Source organism: Nitrospira sp. (genome assembly GCA_030692565.1).
Lineage (GTDB): Bacteria > Nitrospirota > Nitrospiria > Nitrospirales > Nitrospiraceae > Nitrospira_D.
The window spans coordinates 239,402-259,324 of the sequence record JAUYAO010000058.1; the positions used below are offsets into that span (position 1 = coordinate 239,402).

Consider the following 19,923-nt stretch of genomic DNA (forward strand, 5'->3'; position numbering starts at 1 on the left):
GTTCAACGTTCAAACTTGTCCTTGACGACCGGTTCGCCCTTCCCATCCCACCAACCGGCAGCCATGCGCGGGGTGACATGGGTGATGGCGAATCGCCCGTTTGGAGCCAGTACGAGGGAGCCGGCGGCACCGTTGATCCGTCGAACCAGTTTCTGCAAGACATGCGTCGCCGCCGAGGCCGGGCGCTCGCCCCGCTCCAGGCGGTCACAGATTTCTTTCGCCACGGCGATGCGGATAATCCCCTCGCCCAACCCGGTCATGGATACGGCGCCGCTCTCGTTGTCGGCATAGACCCCGCAGCCGATGATCGGCGTGTCGCCGACACGGCCCGGCAACATCAGGTCGATTCCGCCGGTCGAGGCCCCGGCCGCGACCGTCCCGGTGTGATCGAGCGCCGCCGCACCGACGGTTTCCTTCCCGGCTCGCTTCCGCAATGCCGGCCCGCTCGACATCATCGCCCGATAGAGTTCCAACGTTTTTGGAGACCACGCCCGCGTCATCGTCGCTTTGCGAACGGCATGACCCGAAGGCCGAATCGGCTGCCGCTCCAACTTGCAATGCCGGGCAAAGGCCGACGCCGGCTTCCCGACCAGCAAGACGTGCGTCGTCTGCTCCATCACCAACCGCGCCGCTGAAATGGGATGGACGATGCCTTCGACCGATGCGACGGCTCCGGCCTGCAAATCCTGCCCTTCCATGATCGACGCATCCATACGGCGCACCCCGTCCAGTTGCACATGCGCGCCGCGGCCCGCATTGAACAATCCGCTCTGCTCCAACACACAAATGACCTGCTCGACAGCGGTCAGTGCCGGGGCGCCGCGATCCAGAAGATGATAGCCGATTTCCAATGCCGCCTTGAGACAACCAGCCTGAGCTGACGTCATGCGACGAAGACCGGCACCGCCATGGACGAGGAGAACGGGATGGACAGATTTCAATTGAGCAACAGGCCCTTCACACGCTGGTAGGCAGGATCGCTCATGCGATCGAGATCGGAGCGGACAAATCCCAGCCCGGTGACACAAAGCTCGAAGTTATCGGAGAGCTTCCGGAACAGCGGAGGATCGGCCTCGGCGCCATGCTCGCCGAATTCGGCCACGATGCCGTACGAGCGCTTGCCGGTTTTCATGTACTCCACGAGAAAATCCTTATGATAGATCAATCCGGCTGTTTTCAATCGCCGCAAGTATTCCGGAAAGAGCCCGGCCATAAACAACGTGAAGTCCCCGATATGCCGGTGCACGTCCCGCTGACGTTCGAAGGATTGCGCATCCAGCATCACCTCGGACTCGAACAACAAATCCACCACCGTGTCGACGGGCTGATCCTGTCTGGTGCGAATCTTATACAACTGGTCGGTGTGGGTAAAGTCGACGAGAAGATTGGACACATAACCCGCCACATTGAGATCGGGCCACCCGAGATGCTCGGTGAAACTCCGTTCGGTCAGAGCGCCGAACAGCTGCCGGAGGGGATGTTGTGGAGGAACTGCCGTCCCCATCTCCACCTCATCGAGTAAACGACATACGTCTATGCTGAGTATAGCAGACTCGCCGTGACCCGGATCGCCAGACGTCTCTTCTATCGGTTCCACGATTCCGGACTTGAGCGTTCGTCGTCAAGAAGGCCTGTCACGGCTATCCAATGCGAAGGTCACCGGCCCATCATTCACCAAGGCCACCCGCATGTGTGCGGCGAAAATCCCGGTTTGAACCGAAGTCCCCGCCGTCCGCAGATCCTCAGCAACCTGCTCATACAACCGCTTTGCCTCCTCCGGAGGCGCCGCATCGTCAAAACTGGGACGGCGGCCGTTCGTCGTGCAGCCCAGCAAGGTAAATTGGGAGACGAGTAGGACCGACCCCCCGATGTCTACCAACGACCGGTTCATCTTTCCCTGTTCATCAGAAAAGATCCGGAAGGTACGGAGCTTCTCAACGAGATAGCGGCAATCCAGTTCCCCATCGCCTTTGGCCACTCCCACGAACACCAGCAATCCCGCTCCGATCCGCCCGACAACGGTCCCAGCCACCTCCACCGACGCACTGGTCACCCGCTGCAGAATCGCCTTCATCGATCACGTCCGCCCGCGCTGCAGCTGGACCAGCGTGCCTTCAAGGGTCAGAAGCTTGCGCTTGGTCGGCAGCCCACCGGAGAACCCGCCCAGCGACGCGTCGTGGGCCACAATGCGATGGCACGGAACGATTATAGGCAACGGGTTGGCTCCCACCGCGTTGCCGACCGCACGGGCATACTGCCGGCCTCCGACGCGCGCGGCGACCCATTGGTACGACCGAAGTTTGCCATACGGCACTTTCAACAATGTTCGCCACACCTGCCGCTGAAACGCGGTGCCCCGCGAAAGATCCAATGGCACATCAAAGGTCATCCGCTTGCCCCCAAGGTAATCGAGCAGCTGTCCCTGCGCCAGCTCCAGCTGTGGAGACGGTTCCATGACGAGAGGGGCGGGTGCCTGCTCGCGGAGAACGGCGATCGCCCGCTGCTTCGATGGCTGGGGCAACGCGACGCCGTCGACGCCTTTGCCGGCTTCGGCAATCCCCATCCAACCCCAGGATGACTTGAACAAGACGGCTCGTCGCATACGCGTCCTTACCGGCCGGCTACTCGACCGAGTTTTCTTCGGACCATGCCCCACACCACATCCAATTCGTCGGATTTCAACAGGACGTGAACTCCCAGATAGCCGGCCACACTGAACCCGATCGCGACGGCCAGTAACACCGCTTTCTCGATCCACTCACCGGGATGGGTCCAGAGCGAGGCGCTTGCGGCCCAGAAACACGTCACGATCAACGGGAGGCAGGCGAGCACAACCCTGAGGAACGACCGTCCGACCGATCCCCACTCCACGCCGCCCAGCCGGCGATTCAAGACGATGATGAGAAGGCTCCCGTTTATCATGGCCGCGAGTGCCGTCGCCAGAGCCAAGCCTGCGGCGCCAAGCATCGGCATCAGCGCCAGGGAGAGCAGGATGTTCGCCGCCACGGCGACCGCAGCGGAAATCGCCGGAAGCTTGGTATCCTGCATGGAGTAAAATGCCGCCACAATGATTCGCACGCCGCCGAATGCCCAGAGGCCGACGGCATAACACAACACTGCCAGCGCCGTCTCCGCCGTGTCATGCGCCGTGAAGGTCCCATGCTCGAAAAACAATTGCACAATCGGCGTGCGTAAAAGAATCAGGCCGGCCATCGCCGGCAGGATGATGAAGAGAATCATCCGGAGCCCAAATCCGAACGTCGTCCGTAATTCGTTCATCGCACCCCGCGCGGCCTGGGCAGAGAGGGTCGGAAGAATCGCCGTCGCCAGCGCCACGCCGAAGATACCCAGTGGAAACTGAATCAGCCGCATCCCATAAAACAGATAGGTGGGCCCTCCCACAAAGAACGAAGCGAGAATCGTGCTCACGGTCAGATTGATCTGCGTCACTGACAGGCCCAGCAACGAGGGCACCATCAGGCGGCCGATCCGTTTGACCCCTGGATGGCCCGGTTCGAAGCGCCAGCCGAACAGAAATCCCCGGCGAGCCAATCCCGGCAGCTGCATCGCAAACTGCGCCGCGCCCCCGGCGACGACGCCGACGGCGACGCCGACAATCGGCTCCGGCAGCTGCGGCGACAGGAACAGCGCACATCCGATCATAAACACATTCAGAAACAGCGGCGAGAAGGCGGGAGCCGCAAAGGCCCGCAGCGAATTCAGGATCCCCATGGCCAGCGCGGCAAGGCTGATGAACAGGAGATAGGGAAACATCACGCGTGAGAGGACAACGGCCAAGGTGAGCTTGGCTGGATCGTCATGAAAGCCCGGCGCGAGATACCAGACAATGACGGGAGTCACGGCAATGCCGAGAAGCACCGTCCCCGTCACGATTGTCAGAAGCGTCGTGAAGACGGCACTGGCCAGTTCCCACGCCTCACGCTTGGTCTTCTGCTGATGATATTCGGTGAAAACAGGAATGAAGGCCGCCGACATGGAGCCTTCGGCGAAGAGCTCGCGCAGCAGACTGGGAACCCGGAACGCGACGTAAAAGGCATCGGCCGCTGCCGTCGCACCGAAGAGACTGGCCATGACCATGTCACGGATAAATCCGAGAATCCGGCTGGCGAAAGTACCGATGCCGATGATGCCGGCGGCTTTCACCACCGAACGTTGATCGCTTGAAGCTGATTGTGCGGAAGTCGCAGGTGTGCTCGATTCGGACATGGATGCGGATTCTAGCGGAACAACGGCGAGGCGTCTATCACCGGAACAATTACCGTTCGTCGATGACCTGATCGGACAATTCATTGGGGTTGTCGCCGGGGCGTGCCGGATAAGCATCTGCAAGAACGCCCCCGCACGCATGAATCGCGTGTGAGAGCCCCCCGGGAATATCGCCGTCTCGCAGGCGCTCGACCGCCGCTTGCACGACCTGCTTCCATCGTTCTGCCGACACCAGCCCCGCTAACGAACGATCCGGCAAGACATAGATCTGCTTCTCTAAAATTGACAGCATGATCAGCACGCCTGTGCGCTCGCGGGTCTGCGAGATGGCCTGTTGCGCAAAGGCCCGTTCGGCTCGTAGCGCAACCTTGTGTCGCAAACGAATCGGCGAGGTCAGCAGGCGGATAACCGGCGGCCAGATCCCGATCCAGGTCCCACACAGATAGGCGAGCGTGACAGCAAGAACCAACCAGGCACCATTCGAGGCATGCCATCCCCAGGGAACCCAGGAGACCTCGATGGTCAGCAACGCGGCCAGCGTCGCGAGCGCGGCGATCAGCCCCGCCCAATGTTGGGCGTCCCGATAGAGCCCGGACCGCGCGACGATCATCGGCACGATTTCCGCCCTGGTCTGCTGTTCAGCTGCATGGACCGCCTGCCGGATGCGTTCTCGATCGGCTTCCGACAACGCCGCCGCTTTACCAGTCGCCACTCGCGCCTCCTCCTCCGAAATCTCCACCCCCGCCGCTGAATCCTCCGCCGCCGCTATCACCGAACGAGCCACCGCCCCAGCCCCCACCTCGGCTGCTGTACGAGGTCCAGTCGTCAAAGCCAGAGCCCCTTCGGCCCGACATGGCGCGTCCTAACACCAGAACCAGCAGCAAGGTGACGACGGCCGTTGCGATGGCCGGAATCAGCCAGGGGGACAGCCACAATGAGAGGGCAGTGCCGGCTAAAGCGCCGACCAGACGATTCACATTCGACAAAGCCAGACCAAAGACCACACCGACCATCAGGGCTATCAGGATCTGACCGACTATGTCCCCGCCGCCTGCGGACATCGCTGGCCTCTCCGGCGCCTGATAGGTGCCTTCGATGGTCTTCAGAATCGCAGCGACCCCGGCGACAATCCCGCCCGGCAGATCCCCGGAGCGAAACCGCGGCCCAATTTCGTTTCGAATGATCTGTGCCGACTTGGCGTCCGTCAAGGTTCCCTCAAGTCCATAGCCCACTTCGATCCGGACTTTGCGCTCCTTCAACGCCACCAGCAGCAACGCCCCGTCGTCCGTTCCCTTCCGGCCAAGCTTCCACGTGGTGGCGACGCGATGGGCAAAGGGCTCGAGCGGTTCGCCTTCGAGCGACGGCAGCGTCAGTACGACGACTTGATTGCCGCTGGTCGTCTCGTGCGTCTGAAGATCGGCCGCCAGCCGATCTATAGCACTCGCCGATAAGACATGCGCCAGATCCATTACGCGCCCGGTCAGCGGTGGCACCTCGAGCGGCCAGGCCAAGCCCGGGCTCAGGAGCATCGCAAGAAAAACAAAGAGCCGCGCCGGCTTGCGCCAGACACGGCTCATGTTGATGAGATGCATCGCTTTGATCGGGTTCAGTTAAACTTCACCTCAGGCGGCTTCGCCACGGCTTTCTCGTCCGCCACAGTGAAATTCGGCTTCTCTTCCATGTGGAGAAGAAACTTTGCCGTTAAGTTGGTCGGGAAAAAGCGGACCATTTTGTTGTACTCCGCCACCCGATCGATATAGCGCTTGCGTGCGACGGCAATGCGGTTCTCCGTCCCTTCCAACTGACTCTGCAAATCCCGGAAACTTTGATCGGCTTTCAAGTTCGGATAGTTCTCGGCGATGGCAATGAGCCGTCCCAGCGCTGTGGTGAGTCCGGCCTGAGCCTTCTGGAACTGTTCGAATGCGGCCGGATCTTTCAAGGTCTCGGGTGTAACCTGGATACCGGTTGCCTGGGCCCGCGCCTTCACCACGCCTTCAAGCGTCTCCTTTTCATGCTCGGCATAGCCCTTCACCGTCGCAACCAGGTTGGGAATCAGATCGGCCCGGCGTTGATACTGATTGATGACCTCGCTCCAAGCCGCCTTGGTGTCTTCGTCCAATCCCTGGAGATCGTTATAGCCGCAGCCCGACGTCACTCCTGCGAACAGGATCACGAGGCCGACGGCCAGATTCCTCACAGACGTACGTCTCATAGACTCCTCCTTTTCCCGGCTCAGTCCGGACTGTAGTCCGGTCCGGGGATCATGCTACCATGGCAATAGTCATTAAGATATGTGCGTCAAGAGGTCTCGATGTCGCTGGAGTCGTCGTCTCATCTACCGGGCGGGTTTCAAGTGCGGCACCGCTCGCTGGGCATCTATCAAGGCAGTGCGATCGAGTTGGCCTTCTGGCACCCGTCCTCAGGAATGCCGGAGTATGGCCTGTGTCGTTTCTCCACAGAGATGAAGGCCCAGGCTCTTGTCGATTTTCTCTGCTCGCCGATGTGCGGGGAACCAATGGATCGAGGTGATCTGACCGTCGAGCCCTACGATCTCACCGAACACAACCGCTTGATCGACGAACACCCGCTTCCCTCAGCCTGGGAAACGCCGACCTAGAGTCGGTACTCCCTGTCTCACGCTTTTGTTGGATATTGGTGTGCTGGAGAGATTCGTTAGCGGGCGACCGAAGATGCAACCGCTTTGGACAGAACCGTTGAGGTCGCCCCGGCGTTGGATTGAATGAAGGCGAGCAGCTGCTTGTTGTCTTGCGCCTTCCGCAGAAATTTGAAGGCAATGCCACGGGAACTGATCGATCGAACCATCGCCGCCACTTCGATCGGAGATTCCTGATCCGAGATCGCAATTTCAAGATAGAAAATATCATCGACGTGGACCTGTGCGTCGCTCTTGATGATGCAGCCGCCCATCGACAGATCCATCACAATCCCTTCGCCCCGAACCTTGCCCCCTGAAAAAGAGAGAAACAGCCGTACCGGAATCCGGAGATGCTCTCGGCGATCGATGGCATGCTTTGGCTCCTCAAGCCCGATGCGGCAGGCCAGAAACCGATAGCTGCACTCCTGGCAGTGAAACGGCGAGATCCAAATCCAGGATGCGACATGCTCCCGCGGCGACTGTGGGCATGACCGCAAGACCGTATCCTTCTGGCATTGCGGACAGGTGAGCTGGCGAGCCATCCTAAGCGATCCCTTCCCCACCGTGCGAGGCCCCATGGGCGAGAACGATGCCTGCGAGTCTTGCTCCGTTCGACCCATCACGCCTGCCCCGAAGATCTTCGTCAACAGGCACAGGCTCTCGCAACTCACTATAAATGTGTTTGACGCTCAGTCAAGCTGATTGCCAAGTTCCGCAGCCGGTCCACACTCATACCTCCACCTTTCCATATCGCGTCCGGGATCCTCCCTTGGTGAGGGACATCAATAATCGTAAATATTCTTGGACGATTTCATACCCCGTGCAAATATCGTGGAAGTGCTAAGGAGGGGTTGTGTACCGTCGCGATATTTCATCCACACTACGGATCCTGGCTGTGCTGTTAGGAGCGTTTGTCTTCTACCACGTCTGGACACAGCCCCCGACAACGCCGATACCCACCCCCGCATCGTTGCCCGCGACGAATATCGATGCCACGCCCAATTTCCCTCCGGCGCTGCTTGAACCGACTCCGCCGCAAGACATCCCTCGGACCCGACTCATCGAATTCGGCGAGGCTCCGCGCCCTGTCCATCAGGCCATCAGGGACGCCCTTGATCGAAACGAATACGCTGAAACAGAGTCGGCCCTGCGGACGCTCGGCAAGACGCAGATCACCACGTCCCGTGACAAAGCCTACGTGGCGGCTCTGTGGAACAACCTTGGTGTCCAACAGGAAAAGAGTGGCGGGATCGAGGTCTCCGTCAAGGCCTTCAAGCGGGCGGTCGATTTAGCGCCACGTAATCCGACCGCCCTCTTAAATCTTACGCAAGCCTATTGGGGGCTCCGACATCCATCCCTCACGCCTCCCTTCCTAGAAGGGGTAATTCAGGTCGTACCGGATGACCCGTTCCCTCATCTCGCACTGGCCGAACTGCTGATAGACAAAGGGCGTCACCTGGATGCCGTGCAGCATCTGAAACGGGCAAGAGCAAGAATCCACCGTGATTCCAATCTCACAGCGCTTCTCGACAAGTTGGAAGGGAAAACCGCGAAGGTTGCTCTCAGGGCACAACCGGCTCAGGCGCTCATTCCAACGACGAAACCGGCCAAAGAGGCGCCGGTGCAAGAACTCCCTCCGCCCCCGGCGGACACCCCTACACCAGCTTCAAAGGAAAAAGCAGAGCCGCCCCCGGCTGCTGAGCTGTTGCCTCCGGCCAATCCTACAAGCGACGTGGTGCAACCGGTTCCTACTCCGGCTGAGCCCACACCTTAACAGTGTCGTCCTGCGGAAAACCCACGCAGACCCCGTCGCCCAAGCCCACTGGAAGTTAAAGCCGCCGATCCGCCCATCGCAACTGAGGATTTCTTCCACAAGAAGGTTGAGATCTGGACGTTCTCATCACCGCTAACACTTATGCAGCTCGCGTCTACCGAAACTCTGAACCCCACTTGAGAATAGAGTTAATCGCTCATGTACCAGAAAGTTCGCCGCGTACACTGTTCCAGATTGGAGGGGATCCGACAATCCGAGACTAACTCGCACGAGTGAACGTCCAAACACGCTTCATTACACCGGGGGAATCTCTTGGGAAACAGCTTATTGCTTTGTTAGGTCCAGAGCGGACTCAGATATTCTGCAAGGCAAAGGCACTTGCGGAACGCTGACGAGAGACCTAGAAGGGTACTGACCGCAAAGAGCCCTAGTCTATCGTCTCCCGCAGCTGAATTGTGCCGTTGAGCGATGTGTAACCCATATTACGGTAGGCAGACTACAGAAGGATGGTGGGTCAGTATAGTTTCCTTCGTTCCAAGTCTCGCGCTAGTCCACACCCAGATCAGCCATGAATGAAAATCGCGTCTTCATAGAGACACGAGCGCTCGCTGTGTAGTTGGGATGGTCAATGCTGATGGCCACTGGCACATACGGATTCCGCATCGGCTCAATGAGTTCCTCCGGTATCTGAAAGCGCACATAGTGAACGGCACTGATCTTTTCCTCGCTACTCCGCCCCCCTTCGAAAACACCGTTGATCCTGTACGGTCCAATGCATATCGCGACCCACTGGCCTTGATCAATGCCGCGAAGCGCATCGAGGGACTCTTTGACCTTTTCAGAATCCGTAATTTCGATGAACATCGTGGCGCTCAATTCGCCCGCCGCCGGCAAGAGCGCATTGTAAGCATCTACCTCTTCCTGAATCCGCTTAAGATCCACAATCCCTTCCGCCCGGAGGATCTCATGAATTTGAAAGAGCAGTGTGTCGCGATTCTCAAACACAAGCGAAATACTTTCGCCGACCGTGATTCGGCGATACTCCTTTAGTTCAATCACTCGACGTCGGACGAGCGTGCGCTCACGCTCATACTCCTCGCAAGCTTTCACATCTTCGATCCCTAAGGGCTGCATAATTGCACCTCTACAATCCATATGCCTGCTGAATAACTTGAATGGGGTGAAGCGTCGGGGTCTTCCTGCCGCTAGCCTGATCAAGCTGGAGCGCGGCGAGGGGACAGTCAGACACGAAGAGATCCGGTTCGTTTTCAGACAACTGCCGAACCGCCTTGGACGCGATCTTCATGGACAAATCGAAAAACTCTACCTTGACGCCCCAGGTACCATCATGTCCGGAACATCGCTCCACAAGCTCGACCGACGCCCCCGTGAGCTCCATCAGTTCTTTGGATTTAAAACCGATGTTTTGGTCTCGAAGATGGCAGGGCACCTGATATGAGATCTTCAAAGGCCGATGCTGAAACTCCATATTGAGAGCCCCTTGCCGTTTCATTCTCATGAGATACTCGCAGACATCGAACGTCCGTTCCGCAACCGCCTTGGCAAGATCACTTTTCAGCAGATGCGGGTATTCTCGCTTCAGCATGAGGCTGCAACTAGGGATCGGGGCGATGACGTCATACCCCTGCAGAACCCACGGTTCTAGTTTCCGAAGATTTGCTTCCGCCTTCTTCTTAATCATGGCGATGTCACCCGTATCGAAGAAGGGCATGCCGCAACATTCTTGCTCCGGCAACACCACTTCCACACCGTTCTTTTCCAAGACCTTGACTGTTGCCTGCCCAATCTCAGTGCAGTGGTAATTCACCGTGCAGGTGGAAAAGAGCGCGACCTTCCCCGTCGGCTGACGTGCGCCAGCAGAGCGGCCGTGAGCTGTACGCGTGCGACTCCACCAGCGAGAGAACGTTTCCGATTGAAACTGAACGAGGTGCCGATCGCGATGGATTCCCAGCAACGTATGCATGAGACGACGGATAAGCGGATTACCGTTCGCCCAATTCATCAACGGCGCCAAGAATGATCCGACCTTCCCTATCAGATCTGTTCGAATAAGGATTCGGTCTCTCAAGGATGGCGATCGTTCCTCAGCATAAATCCGCTTCCACGTTACCATCAGCTGGGGAAAGTCGAGATCAAACTGATGCGGCGGCGTATAAGGACAGTGATTGAAGCAGAGTTTACAATAATAGCATTCGTCAACAACCTGTTGGGTATCCTGTGCGGTGAGTTTCTTGATGTCGCTATCAACGAGGTCCAATCGATCTAAGAGCGTGTTGAAGGAGGGACAGAGGTTGATGCATCGGCGACATCCGTCGCAAATATCGAAGACCCGGAAGGTCTCTTTTTCAACAAGGGACCGGTCCAGCTTGAGGTCAGCGAAATCAAAACCCTTCATCTCATCCCCTTCCACTCGAACGGGATGGCATCCGTCATGCCATTCCCGTCCGTCGGTCAGCCATTACCGTATCGACTCGAGTCCCTTGGTAAAGCGATTAGCATGAGACCGCTCAGCCTTCGCAAGGGTTTCAAACCACTCGCCCAGTTCAGGAAATCCCTCTTCGCGCGCCGTTTTCGCCATACCAGGGTACATTTGCGTATATTCGTAAGTCTCCCCTTCAATGGCAGATTTAAGGTTCGCGTCCGTATTGCCGATCGGAACTCCTGTTACCGGATCGCCAACATCTTTGAGAAAGTCAAGATGGCCAAAGGCATGGCCGGTTTCCGCCTCGGAAGTGTCTCGGAACAGTCCGCCCACATCCGGAAACCCTTCAATATCAGCGCGCCGCGCGAAGTAGAGGTACCGCCGGTTGGCTTGCGACTCCCCTGCAAAGGCTTCTTTCAGATTCTCGAAACTTTTGGTTTCTTTTAAAGTCTTTCCCATGGCTCACTCCTCCTCATAATGGTGGTAAGGGGTCTCCTGACACAGCTTCTTCACGACACTTCTTATGCTCTCACGGCCTAGGCCTTTCCCGAACGCAACGCTTCTACGGTCTCACTCAGCCGTCGCCCTTGGTCGGCATCCGCACTCCGAAAATAGCTCACCCTGCATTGCAGGACGTCGTCTCGATTGAGTTTCCCGGCAAGTGATCGCAAAGGCATTTCTTTTCCTCTGCGCTCCGCAATCGCTAGAAATCCATTTCCTGGACGGCGACGTTATCCTCAACATACTGGACGAGCATGTGTACGGAGGTCGAAGCGGTCGAGGTTCATCACCTTGTTCCACGCGGCCGCGAAGTCGCGCACGAACTTCTCGCCGGCGTCGTCGCACGCGTAGACCTCCGCCAGCGCGCGCAGCTCGGAGTTGGAGCCGAACACGAGATCGACGCGTGTGGCGGTCCATTTCACGCGCCCTGTCTTGCGGTCGCGGCCATCGAACATGTCCGCCTCCGCACTGATCGGTGCCCACTGCGTGCCCATGTCGAGCAGGTTGACAAAGAAGTCGTTGGTCAGTACGCCGGGGCGCGCCGTGAACACGCCGTGGCTCGACTGTTTGTAATTCGCGTTGAGCGCGCGGAGGCCGCCGACCAGCACCGTCATTTCTGGCGGCGTCAGCGTCAGCAGCTGCGCTTTGTCCACGAGCAGCGCCTCCGTGGGCCCGCCGAGCTCGCCCTTGACGTAATTGCGGAAGCCGTCGGCGACCGGCTCCAACACGGCGAAGGACTCGACATCGGTCTGTTCCCGCGCTGCGTCCATGCGCCCCGGGGCGAACGGCACGGACACTGCGTGGCCGGCGTCTCTGGCCGCCTGCTCGACCGCAGCACAGCCACCGAGCACGATCAGATCGGCGAGCGATACTTTCTTGCCGCCGGCGGCGGTGCCGTTGAAAGCGCGCTGGAGCCCTTCCAGCATCGCCAATACCGTAGCTAGTTGCTTAGGCTGGTTGACTTCCCAGTCTTTTTGCGGCGCCAGGCGAATGCGCGCGCCGTTGGCGCCGCCGCGTTTATCGGAACCGCGGAAGGTCGACGCCGCGGACCAAGCCGTGTAGACGAGCTGCGTCACCGTCAGCCCGGATGAAAGGATCTTGGCTTTCAGGGCCGCGATGTCATGATCGTCGATCAGCTTGTGATCAACCGCGGGAATCGGGTCTTGCCAGATCAGCTCTTCCTTCGGTACTTCCGGCCCCAGGTAGCGCGCGCGCGGCCCCATGTCCCGATGCGTCAGCTTGAACCAGGCGCGGGCGAACGCGTTGGCGAACCCTTGCGGGTCCTGCAGGAAGCGGCGCGCGATCTTTTCGTACGCAGGGTCGAGGCGCAGTGACAGGTCGGTGGTCAGCATAGTCGACCGGTGCTGCTTGTTCGGATCATGTGCGTCGGGAATGGTCTCCGGCGCGCCCTTTGCCACCCATTGGTAGGCGCCGGCCGGGCTCTTGGTGAGCTCCCATTCGTACTTGAACAGGTTGCCGAAGAAGTGATTGCTCCAGCGCGTCGGCGTCTGCGTCCACGTCACCTCCGGGCCCCCGGTGATCGTGTCCGGGCCTTTGCCGCTGCAGTACGTGCTCCACCAGCCGAGTCCTTGCGCTTCGACCGGAGCCGCCTCGGGTTCGGGCCCGACATGCGAGGCCGGTCCGGCCCCGTGCGCCTTGCCGAACGTATGTCCACCGGCGATCAGCGCCACCGTCTCTTCGTCGTTCATCGCCATACGGCGGAACGCTTCACGGATGTCGCGCGCCGCCGCGACTGGATCGGGGTTGCCGTTCGGTCCCTCGGGGTTCACGTAGATCAGCCCCATCTGCACGGCGGCCAGCGGGCTCTGCAGTTGCCGGTCGCCGGAGTAACGCTTGTCATCAAGCCACTTGCCCTCCGGACCCCAGTAAACCGACTCGTCGGGCTCCCAGACATCGACGCGCCCGCCCGCAAAGCCGAAGGTCTTGAACCCCATCGATTCGAGCGCCACGTTGCCGACCAGGATCATAAGGTCGGCCCACGAGATCTTGCGCCCGTACTTGCGCTTGATCGGCCACAGCAGTCGGCGCGCCTTGTCCAAATTGGCGTTGTCGGGCCAGCTATTGAGCGGCGCGAAGCGCTGCAGACCGGTGCCGGCGCCACCGCGGCCGTCGCCGATCCGGTAGGTGCCGGCAGCATGCCAGGCCATGCGGATCATCAGCGGCCCGTAGTGGCCGAAATCGGCCGGCCACCAGTCCTGCGATTCCGTCAATAAGATGGCGATATCCCGTTTCACCGCCCCCAGATCTAGACTCTGGAATTCCTTTGTATAGTCGAAATCCCGGTCCATCGGATCGGATTTTGATGAGTTCTGGAGCAGGATCTTCAGGTTCAACTGGTTCGGCCACCAGTCTCGGTTCGAACGCATTCCAACAGTGGCTTGCGTAACCGGGCACTTACCTTCGTTCGTATCAGTCTTCATGTTGGTCCCCGCTATTGTTGGCGGTTAATCGTCTGTTTCCCCGTTCAGCGTAGACGAATTCCCCCGACGTACGTGGCACTTTTTGCCGAGACCGGCCCTTTCGATACCGCCACTTGAGAGTTCGAATGAGCGGGTGCGACTGCGCCTGCCTCTTTACCCTGCTGGCTTGCGACTAGACTGACCTCCCCTTGGATCGACATGACGCGCAGTACCCATGAAACTCCACGCGGTGCGAGCGAATTTCATACCCTTGCACGATGCCGCCAGATGGCGTGAGTCGGTCTAACGCCTCGTCGTAGAAGTCATCGATTTTCCCGCATGCTAGACAGACTAAGTGATGATGGTACTCCATATTGGCATCGTATCGTGAAGGGCCGTGCTCAACGGGGACCTCCCATGCGAGGCCTGCCTCTTTCAGCGACGATAAGGTGTAGTACACGGTATTGAGAGACAGCATTGGAAAGGTCGGCTTGATGGCTTGGTAGATTTCATCGGCTGTGGGATGCGTTTCCGTGCTCGTGAGCATCTGGTAGATAGCAAATCGCTGAGGGGTCAGCTTCATCCCCTTTTCCTGGAGCTGTCGGTGGAGCGCCTCAGGTTTTATATCTTGTCCCGATTTCATAGAACCTTTCCTCTGGCACAGGACTAGTTCCTAAACAGGAATCGTCCTTGGTTTATTCCCGTGAATAGGCTTGGCCAGGTAGCCTCACGGGGCGCAACGCCCCGTGAGGCAGGCCGTTACGATTGCGGCCATAAGGGCCACATCCTCAAGTCCGGCTCTGACCGAACATATTTCGTCGGCCGATCAGAATCCTCTTCGTTCGCAAAGAACTCCAATGGTTCACCTCCTTGCGGTTGAAATACATACGGCCACAAGTTGATCGACGATTCTTGGGGCTGTCTCCGTACAACAATGGGCGACTTCGGCCCTTTCTCAGCGCACCCTGAGAGGTCTTGCGTGCGCAAGGGCCAGCGATTCAAATCTTCCGCCCACCCTGATCGACAGGTGCTCGGCTGAGCAGCTCCCGATGTTTCGGCCTGCGCCATCATCGGCGCAACCACCAACGTCGTGAGCGCGAGACCCATCAAGAACCGACCTGGCCCGTTTGTCCGTTGATTGGCACGACTGGCATGATGCTGCATCGTGTTCATATTCTCCCTCCGCACCGGAAGTGACCGTCGGTATTTGCCCCCACCGTTAAGTTCACCCGCCCGCGTTACTGATCCACGGGCGCATTTCATGAGCGATGTGGTCTTATCAGCATGCTCGACTGCCGGCCAGGTTGGTCGGTTCGCAGCATCAACTCGTTACGTGACTCGGCCAGTGCATCCGAGAGATTCATGATCAGCTTGAGCAAATCGCTGATCTGTTGGGTCAGCACGGTGACGCACTCCTTGAGCCCTTCAAGGTCCGCCTGATCCGTCACCTGCGGACAGGAATCAAGTTGGGCGGAGCCGTGCTGGTGGGTGCGCCTCGTCACGTTCTCGGCGTCCAAGTCCATAGCCGGTCCATGGGGCTGTACCCCTTGAGGGACGACATGTTGCTCAGGAGTCTGACTCGCGTGCCCCCTAAGAGAAGCTTCCTGCGTTGCGTGCTCGTCATGTCCCCAAGCAGAAGTGCCGGACAGGCTCCCAACCACAGCCGCTAAAGCAAGAGTCCGACGAATAGCTTGCGACTTGCTCAACAGAATGGTCATTGTGTCACTCCTTCCTAATCTAGTATGCCTGATCACATAACTAAGTAATGTATAATCTTATATAGTAATAGATACTATTTAGTCAATAGTTAGATATAATTTTCATTCCGACATGCCAATTAAAAATATAAGTACTTGATTGTTAATGAACTTTGTGGCCGTAAAGGCTTTGTTTGAACGGTCGATTAATTATTCACGGGAATATTTACAGGATGCTGCCTGTTTAACGACCAGTGGGATCACCCTGTATTGCGAGCTACTTGTCCTGCGGGAAGTTGTCCTAAGTTACGTACTTTGAGTAGCTCGAGGATGAGGGTTTGACAAGTTTCTGTTTTCTTTGTCCCCGCCAGCCGATCGATGATGACCGGCTTGTGTGGGTCGCTTGACGGTCAACAGCGTATCCTGGGGCTGGACAAGGTTGTCAGCCCCGTAACCTGGCAAAGGCGCCGGTGTTGGTTTCGAGGAGGAGGCCCCTCCTTGAAGTCGATGCTATGGCGCCTTTCTTATTTTGACTTGGAGGGATCTCAATGCTGCATCGCAACACGGCGAATTTCGCTCAACCGGCACAGGTCTCAACCGCCGACCGTGATTCGATATTCGACGGCATGCGGCTTTCACCGCACTGGCCGTGGCATACCGAGACCGCCTCAGGGCGCTCATGCGCCCAATCAGGAGCGGCTCTGGGCTTGGGAGAAGTGAAAGGGCTCATGCGTTGGCGGGGGGGATCGAGACTGCGCCCACGATTGTTACAGGAGCAGGCCATGTCATCGGCATCGATACCACGTGGTGCGTTTGATCGCCATCGACGTGAGGGCCAGGCATGAAACGAGAGGGAATCAACTATCCAAAATTCGCAGACCGGTTCGCGGCGATGAACTTCGAGGCGGAACCTCTGCCGGTGCTGTCCTTGTATCCGCCTCCAGCCCCGGTGAGTCTTCGCGAACTTACACTTGAGATCTGCGGACTGGATCAGCATCCTCGACGAACCACCTGGAACGATTTGGCGGAGCTGCCCCACGTCTCGTTCCAATCACCGCTGATCTGCCAGATTTTCAATTGGTCTGAAACCGTTGAGTGGGGCGGCATCAGGCTGGTAGACGTACTCGATCACCTCACGGTCGACACTCATGCAGAGGGGTACTATGCCCTGATGTCCCGTGACGGGATGTATTTCGAAGCCCTCTCACGAGATGAAGCGCGGGACCCACGAGTTCTGCTGGCCACCACGCTGAATGGCGCCCCGCTTCCGGAGGAGTACGGAGGGCCGCTGCGATTGGTGGTGCCGTTTCTGCAGGGCTATAAGAGCGTCAAATGGATCGGGGCCATCAAGGCCTACCGTCACAATCCTGTGGGGATCAAGCGTCTCCTCGGGCAGAGTCGAACCGGCCAGCTTAGCGCGGCATGGAAAAAGCGGTTCGGGATAGAACCGCCAGCCGGCCAGACGGGCGACCTCCCTCCGGAGTCTTCCGCTGCGCCTGCCGGTCAGACTCGGCCCGACTCCACATTAGCGAGCGCAGAAGCTGGATTCGTCTTCGCCGGCACTCCGGCCGAGTCCCTCATGTCGTCGCCGCCTGACGACAGCGCCAGCTGCGGCGAGCTCTGTGAAATCACGGCGATTGTCCGTCCGGAAAACCGCTTGCCGACTTATCGTGTACTGGAAGAACTCGGCGTGCTGACATACAGCGTGCATCCGGTATTGGGACGAAGCCGACAGCGTGGGCTCCGTTATCCGTGCGATGGAGATCGAAACGGAAACCGCCCGACGATCCGATTTCTCCCGAAACTGCTTGCCACGATCGTCGTCGAGCGGCCGATGGTCGAGACGGTGATCCAGGCCTTGATTCGGGCGAACCGCAGCGGGCCTGGTCACTTTGGAGATGGGAAGATATTCGTGATGGACGTTGCTGACACCACCCGCATCAACGCAGCCGAGTCTGGCGATGTGGTTATACGCTGAGTTCCTCGGGAGGACAGATTGTTATGAAAAGGGTCATCGCCATTCTGAGGCCCGAGAAGGAAAACGATGTGATTGCGGCGTTGGAGAAAGAGAACTTCTACGCCTTGACCAAGTTTCCAGTGACCGGGCGCGGGCGGCAAGGTGGCGTGCAGGTTGGGTCGGTGACGTATCCTGAATTGGCCAAATCGATGGTCATGCTGGTGGTCGAGGATCAGGACTATCTCAGGGCAGTGCGGACGATCAAGGAGAGCGCCTATACCAGCCATCCGGGCGACGGCAAGATCTTCATCCAGGACGTGCAGGAAGTCTATACGATCCGAACCGGACAGCGGGGATTATGAACTGCAGGGAGGAACTCCACCGATGAAAAAACTGATCGCGGGCATCCGAAGCGGGCACCCCGGCTCTCTCTTGGCCGCTTTCCTCTACTTCGATGTGAGCTTCATGGTTTGGGTGTTGCTTGGTGCGTTGGGCGTGCTGATCGCCGAGGATTTGAGATTGTCCCCATCCCAGAAGGGTCTGATGGTGGCCATCCCGCTCCTCAGCGGAGCGGCGATGCGGATCCTCGTGGGAGTCCTGACGGATCGGTTCGGCGCGAAACGCACCGGTCTATGGAGTCTGTCGGTGGTACTTATTCCGTTGGGGTGGGGCTGGTGGGGCGCGGAGAGCTTTCCCGAACTGTTGGGGATTGGCTTCCTTCTGGGAGTCGCAGGGGCGAGCTTTGCCGTCGCGCTTCCGCTGGCCAGTCGGTGGTATCCGCCTGAACATCAGGGGCTCGCCATGGGCATCGCCGGAGCCGGTAACAGCGGGACGGTCATTGCCGTCTTGGCGGCGCCGCGCGTGGCTCAGCTCGACGGCATCGGTTGGCATGGCGTATTCGGGCTCGCCATGCTTCCGGTGTTGGCGATCCTCATCGCCTTTTCGTACCTGGCTCGAGAAGTGCCTCCGCGCTTGCCTCAGCGGGCAGCCACGGTTCTCCGGGAAGCTGCCCTGTGGTGGTTTTGCGGTTTCTACGCCATCACGTTCGGTGGGTTCGTCGGTCTGGCAAGTTTTCTCGGTATGTTCTTTCACGATCAATATGGTGTCGGCGCCGTCGCCGCCGGGACATTGACCGGGCTCTGCGTCTTCGCCGGAAGTCTGATCAGGCCAGTCGGAGGGCTCCTCGCCGATCGAGCAGGCGGGCTGAGACTCTTGGCGGTCATTTACGGACTCATCGCCGTATTATTCGGATTGGTCGGCCTCTTGCCATCGCTGTATCCGGTCGTGGGGCTCTTGTTTCTCGGGATGCTGGCGTTGGGGATGGGAAACGGCGTGATTTTTCAGTTGGTACCGCAGCGGTTCGCCGACCAGATCGGCGTCGTCACCGGAATCGTCGGGGCGGCGGGTGGAGTCGGAGGGTTCTTTCTTCCCTCGATCCTCGGCATTCTGAAAGATCTCAGCGGTTCCTACGGCACTGGATTTCTCGTGTTTGCGCTTCTTGCGCTTGGAGGCCTCCTCGTTATCACGGCGCACCAACACCGGTGGGCGTTGGCGTGGGCGCAGCAGGTGGACCAGTTCCCCGAAGACCACCCGAATCGGGTCCGCATGGAAGTGGTCTTCGGAGGCTGATTGCAACCACGATCGTCCTGCAGGTGGCCGTCGTCGCATGGCGGACGCCTGCCGCCGTGTGTGTGAGGAGATGATGACATGGCGTTTCCGGGCCTCGCGACAAGGCCCGTTCGCCTCCAGCAAGAGTGCCCCCTGTTGATTCCGTCACGTGGAGCGATCCGATGCCTAAAGCGGTGAGTGGGTTGCGCGTTTTGGTAGTCGATGACGACGCAGACATGCGAATGGCTCTCGCCGACGCCCTGATCGACGCCGGTTATGCCGTCTGCACAGCAGGCGACGGATTGCAAGCTCTCGAGCAACTCGCAAAGCGGCGCTTCGATGTGATCGTCACCGACTATCAGATGCCGAGGATGAACGGGGCCGAGCTCCTGGCGGCGAGCAGGAAACGGTTCCCCATCACTCCGGTAATCATCGTCTCCGGAGCAGGTCCGGCGCTGGAGCAGGTCGCCCGTGAGCGCGGCGCGTTCGCCTTCCTCCGGAAACCGTGTACCCCACAGACGGTGGTGGACATGGTGCGGCTCGCGATGCAGTTGGAGAAGGATCGTGTCAACCACCCGGTCCCATCCGATTCCCGATCGAGCTGTGAACGCACATGACTTGTCCATTCGCCCGAGCGACT

Annotated in this window: 21 protein-coding genes; 6 read left to right on the forward strand and 15 right to left on the reverse strand. The window is 58.9% G+C overall.

Translation table 11 applies throughout. The features are described 5' to 3' along the window. Positions 1-2 precede the first annotated feature (2 nt). The 8 genes from Q8N04_17860 to Q8N04_17895 form a co-directional block, all read right to left on the reverse strand. A complete protein-coding gene (locus Q8N04_17860; protein ID MDP3092544.1) occupies positions 3-941 on the reverse strand; it encodes an isoaspartyl peptidase/L-asparaginase family protein in 939 nt (312 codons plus the stop codon). Further along, a complete protein-coding gene (locus Q8N04_17865) occupies positions 938-1,504 on the reverse strand; it encodes a hypothetical protein (protein MDP3092545.1) in 567 nt (188 codons plus the stop codon). Before Q8N04_17865 ends, Q8N04_17860 begins: the two co-directional genes overlap by 4 nt. 117 nt (positions 1,505-1,621) lie before the next feature. Beyond that, a complete protein-coding gene (gene dtd, locus Q8N04_17870; protein ID MDP3092546.1) occupies positions 1,622-2,074 on the reverse strand; it encodes a D-aminoacyl-tRNA deacylase in 453 nt (150 codons plus the stop codon). A 3-nt stretch (positions 2,075-2,077) separates the two neighbouring features. After that, on the reverse strand, positions 2,078-2,602 hold the full coding sequence (locus tag Q8N04_17875) for a methylated-DNA--[protein]-cysteine S-methyltransferase (GenBank protein ID MDP3092547.1): 525 nt from the start codon (positions 2,600-2,602) through the stop codon (positions 2,078-2,080). An 8-nt stretch (positions 2,603-2,610) separates the two neighbouring features. Then, a complete protein-coding gene (murJ, locus tag Q8N04_17880) occupies positions 2,611-4,227 on the reverse strand; it encodes a murein biosynthesis integral membrane protein MurJ (GenBank protein MDP3092548.1) in 1,617 nt (538 codons plus the stop codon). Between the two features lie 49 nt (positions 4,228-4,276). Next, positions 4,277-4,939 (reverse strand): TPM domain-containing protein, encoded by a 663-nt coding sequence (locus Q8N04_17885; protein MDP3092549.1) that lies wholly within the window; start codon positions 4,937-4,939, stop codon positions 4,277-4,279. Continuing rightward, a complete protein-coding gene (locus Q8N04_17890; protein MDP3092550.1) occupies positions 4,926-5,804 on the reverse strand; it encodes a TPM domain-containing protein in 879 nt (292 codons plus the stop codon). Before Q8N04_17890 ends, Q8N04_17885 begins: the two co-directional genes overlap by 14 nt. A 29-nt stretch (positions 5,805-5,833) precedes the next feature. Continuing rightward, the gene (locus tag Q8N04_17895; protein ID MDP3092551.1) at positions 5,834-6,439 is read right to left on the reverse strand and encodes a LemA family protein; all 606 of its coding nucleotides are present in this window, start codon (positions 6,437-6,439) and stop codon (positions 5,834-5,836) included. Positions 6,440-6,538: 99 nt separating this feature from the next. Between Q8N04_17895 and Q8N04_17900 the strand changes: the two genes are divergently transcribed. Next, positions 6,539-6,844, forward strand: coding sequence for a hypothetical protein (locus Q8N04_17900; protein MDP3092552.1), 306 nt, complete (start codon positions 6,539-6,541; stop codon positions 6,842-6,844). A 56-nt stretch (positions 6,845-6,900) separates the two neighbouring features. Here the strand turns inward: Q8N04_17900 and Q8N04_17905 are convergent, their stop codons facing one another. Continuing rightward, a complete protein-coding gene (locus Q8N04_17905; GenBank protein MDP3092553.1) occupies positions 6,901-7,425 on the reverse strand; it encodes a PilZ domain-containing protein in 525 nt (174 codons plus the stop codon). Between the two features lie 311 nt (positions 7,426-7,736). On the opposite strand from Q8N04_17905, the gene Q8N04_17910 reads away from it, so the two are divergent. Next, positions 7,737-8,657, forward strand: a complete 921-nt coding sequence (locus Q8N04_17910; protein MDP3092554.1) for a hypothetical protein — start codon at positions 7,737-7,739, stop codon at positions 8,655-8,657. A 546-nt stretch (positions 8,658-9,203) separates the two neighbouring features. Here Q8N04_17910 and Q8N04_17915 read toward each other — a convergent pair. The 6 genes from Q8N04_17915 to Q8N04_17940 all read right to left on the reverse strand — a co-directional run bounded on the left by Q8N04_17915 (position 9,204) and on the right by Q8N04_17940 (position 15,739). Further along, positions 9,204-9,791 (reverse strand): DUF3501 family protein, encoded by a 588-nt coding sequence (locus Q8N04_17915; protein MDP3092555.1) that lies wholly within the window; start codon positions 9,789-9,791, stop codon positions 9,204-9,206. 10 nt (positions 9,792-9,801) lie between these two features. Next, a complete protein-coding gene (locus tag Q8N04_17920; protein MDP3092556.1) occupies positions 9,802-11,073 on the reverse strand; it encodes an anaerobic glycerol-3-phosphate dehydrogenase subunit C in 1,272 nt (423 codons plus the stop codon). A gap of 63 nt (positions 11,074-11,136) precedes the next feature. Beyond that, positions 11,137-11,559 carry a rubrerythrin family protein gene (locus tag Q8N04_17925; GenBank protein ID MDP3092557.1) on the reverse strand — a complete coding sequence of 141 codons (423 nt, stop codon included), beginning with the start codon at positions 11,557-11,559 and terminating at the stop codon, positions 11,137-11,139. A 278-nt stretch (positions 11,560-11,837) separates the two neighbouring features. Continuing rightward, positions 11,838-14,042, reverse strand: coding sequence for a catalase/peroxidase HPI (gene katG, locus Q8N04_17930; GenBank protein ID MDP3092558.1), 2,205 nt, complete (start codon positions 14,040-14,042; stop codon positions 11,838-11,840). Between the two features lie 172 nt (positions 14,043-14,214). Beyond that, positions 14,215-14,664 carry a transcriptional repressor gene (locus Q8N04_17935; protein ID MDP3092559.1) on the reverse strand — a complete coding sequence of 150 codons (450 nt, stop codon included), beginning with the start codon at positions 14,662-14,664 and terminating at the stop codon, positions 14,215-14,217. 616 nt (positions 14,665-15,280) lie between these two features. Further along, positions 15,281-15,739 carry a hypothetical protein gene (locus tag Q8N04_17940; GenBank protein MDP3092560.1) on the reverse strand — a complete coding sequence of 153 codons (459 nt, stop codon included), beginning with the start codon at positions 15,737-15,739 and terminating at the stop codon, positions 15,281-15,283. 820 nt (positions 15,740-16,559) lie between these two features. On the opposite strand from Q8N04_17940, the gene Q8N04_17945 reads away from it, so the two are divergent. From Q8N04_17945 to Q8N04_17960, 4 genes are all read left to right on the forward strand, one after another. Further along, positions 16,560-17,696 carry a molybdopterin-dependent oxidoreductase gene (locus tag Q8N04_17945; protein ID MDP3092561.1) on the forward strand — a complete coding sequence of 379 codons (1,137 nt, stop codon included), beginning with the start codon at positions 16,560-16,562 and terminating at the stop codon, positions 17,694-17,696. Positions 17,697-17,719: 23 nt separating this feature from the next. Beyond that, positions 17,720-18,037, forward strand: coding sequence for a P-II family nitrogen regulator (locus Q8N04_17950; GenBank protein ID MDP3092562.1), 318 nt, complete (start codon positions 17,720-17,722; stop codon positions 18,035-18,037). 22 nt (positions 18,038-18,059) lie between these two features. Further along, positions 18,060-19,304, forward strand: a complete 1,245-nt coding sequence (locus tag Q8N04_17955) for a nitrate/nitrite transporter (protein ID MDP3092563.1) — start codon at positions 18,060-18,062, stop codon at positions 19,302-19,304. Positions 19,305-19,465: 161 nt separating this feature from the next. Next, on the forward strand, positions 19,466-19,900 hold the full coding sequence (locus Q8N04_17960) for a response regulator (GenBank protein MDP3092564.1): 435 nt from the start codon (positions 19,466-19,468) through the stop codon (positions 19,898-19,900). Positions 19,901-19,923 lie beyond the last annotated feature (23 nt).

Coding starts and splice junctions, on each gene's coding strand:
- Q8N04_17865 (MDP3092545.1), bottom strand. CDS start 1,504: ATGGGGACGGCAGTTCCTCCACAACATCCCCTCCGGCAGCTGTTCGGC.
- dtd (MDP3092546.1), bottom strand. CDS start 2,074: ATGAAGGCGATTCTGCAGCGGGTGACCAGTGCGTCGGTGGAGGTGGCT.
- Q8N04_17875 (MDP3092547.1), bottom strand. CDS start 2,602: ATGCGACGAGCCGTCTTGTTCAAGTCATCCTGGGGTTGGATGGGGATT.
- murJ (MDP3092548.1), bottom strand. CDS start 4,227: ATGTCCGAATCGAGCACACCTGCGACTTCCGCACAATCAGCTTCAAGC.
- Q8N04_17890 (MDP3092550.1), bottom strand. CDS start 5,804: ATGAGCCGTGTCTGGCGCAAGCCGGCGCGGCTCTTTGTTTTTCTTGCG.
- Q8N04_17895 (MDP3092551.1), bottom strand. CDS start 6,439: ATGAGACGTACGTCTGTGAGGAATCTGGCCGTCGGCCTCGTGATCCTG.
- Q8N04_17900 (MDP3092552.1), top strand. CDS start 6,539: ATGTCGCTGGAGTCGTCGTCTCATCTACCGGGCGGGTTTCAAGTGCGG.
- Q8N04_17905 (MDP3092553.1), bottom strand. CDS start 7,425: ATGGCTCGCCAGCTCACCTGTCCGCAATGCCAGAAGGATACGGTCTTG.
- Q8N04_17915 (MDP3092555.1), bottom strand. CDS start 9,791: ATGCAGCCCTTAGGGATCGAAGATGTGAAAGCTTGCGAGGAGTATGAG.
- Q8N04_17920 (MDP3092556.1), bottom strand. CDS start 11,073: ATGAAGGGTTTTGATTTCGCTGACCTCAAGCTGGACCGGTCCCTTGTT.
- Q8N04_17925 (MDP3092557.1), bottom strand. CDS start 11,559: ATGGGAAAGACTTTAAAAGAAACCAAAAGTTTCGAGAATCTGAAAGAA.
- katG (MDP3092558.1), bottom strand. CDS start 14,042: ATGAAGACTGATACGAACGAAGGTAAGTGCCCGGTTACGCAAGCCACT.
- Q8N04_17935 (MDP3092559.1), bottom strand. CDS start 14,664: ATGAAATCGGGACAAGATATAAAACCTGAGGCGCTCCACCGACAGCTC.
- Q8N04_17940 (MDP3092560.1), bottom strand. CDS start 15,739: ATGACCATTCTGTTGAGCAAGTCGCAAGCTATTCGTCGGACTCTTGCT.
- Q8N04_17945 (MDP3092561.1), top strand. CDS start 16,560: ATGAAACGAGAGGGAATCAACTATCCAAAATTCGCAGACCGGTTCGCG.
- Q8N04_17950 (MDP3092562.1), top strand. CDS start 17,720: ATGAAAAGGGTCATCGCCATTCTGAGGCCCGAGAAGGAAAACGATGTG.
- Q8N04_17955 (MDP3092563.1), top strand. CDS start 18,060: ATGAAAAAACTGATCGCGGGCATCCGAAGCGGGCACCCCGGCTCTCTC.
- Q8N04_17960 (MDP3092564.1), top strand. CDS start 19,466: ATGCCTAAAGCGGTGAGTGGGTTGCGCGTTTTGGTAGTCGATGACGAC.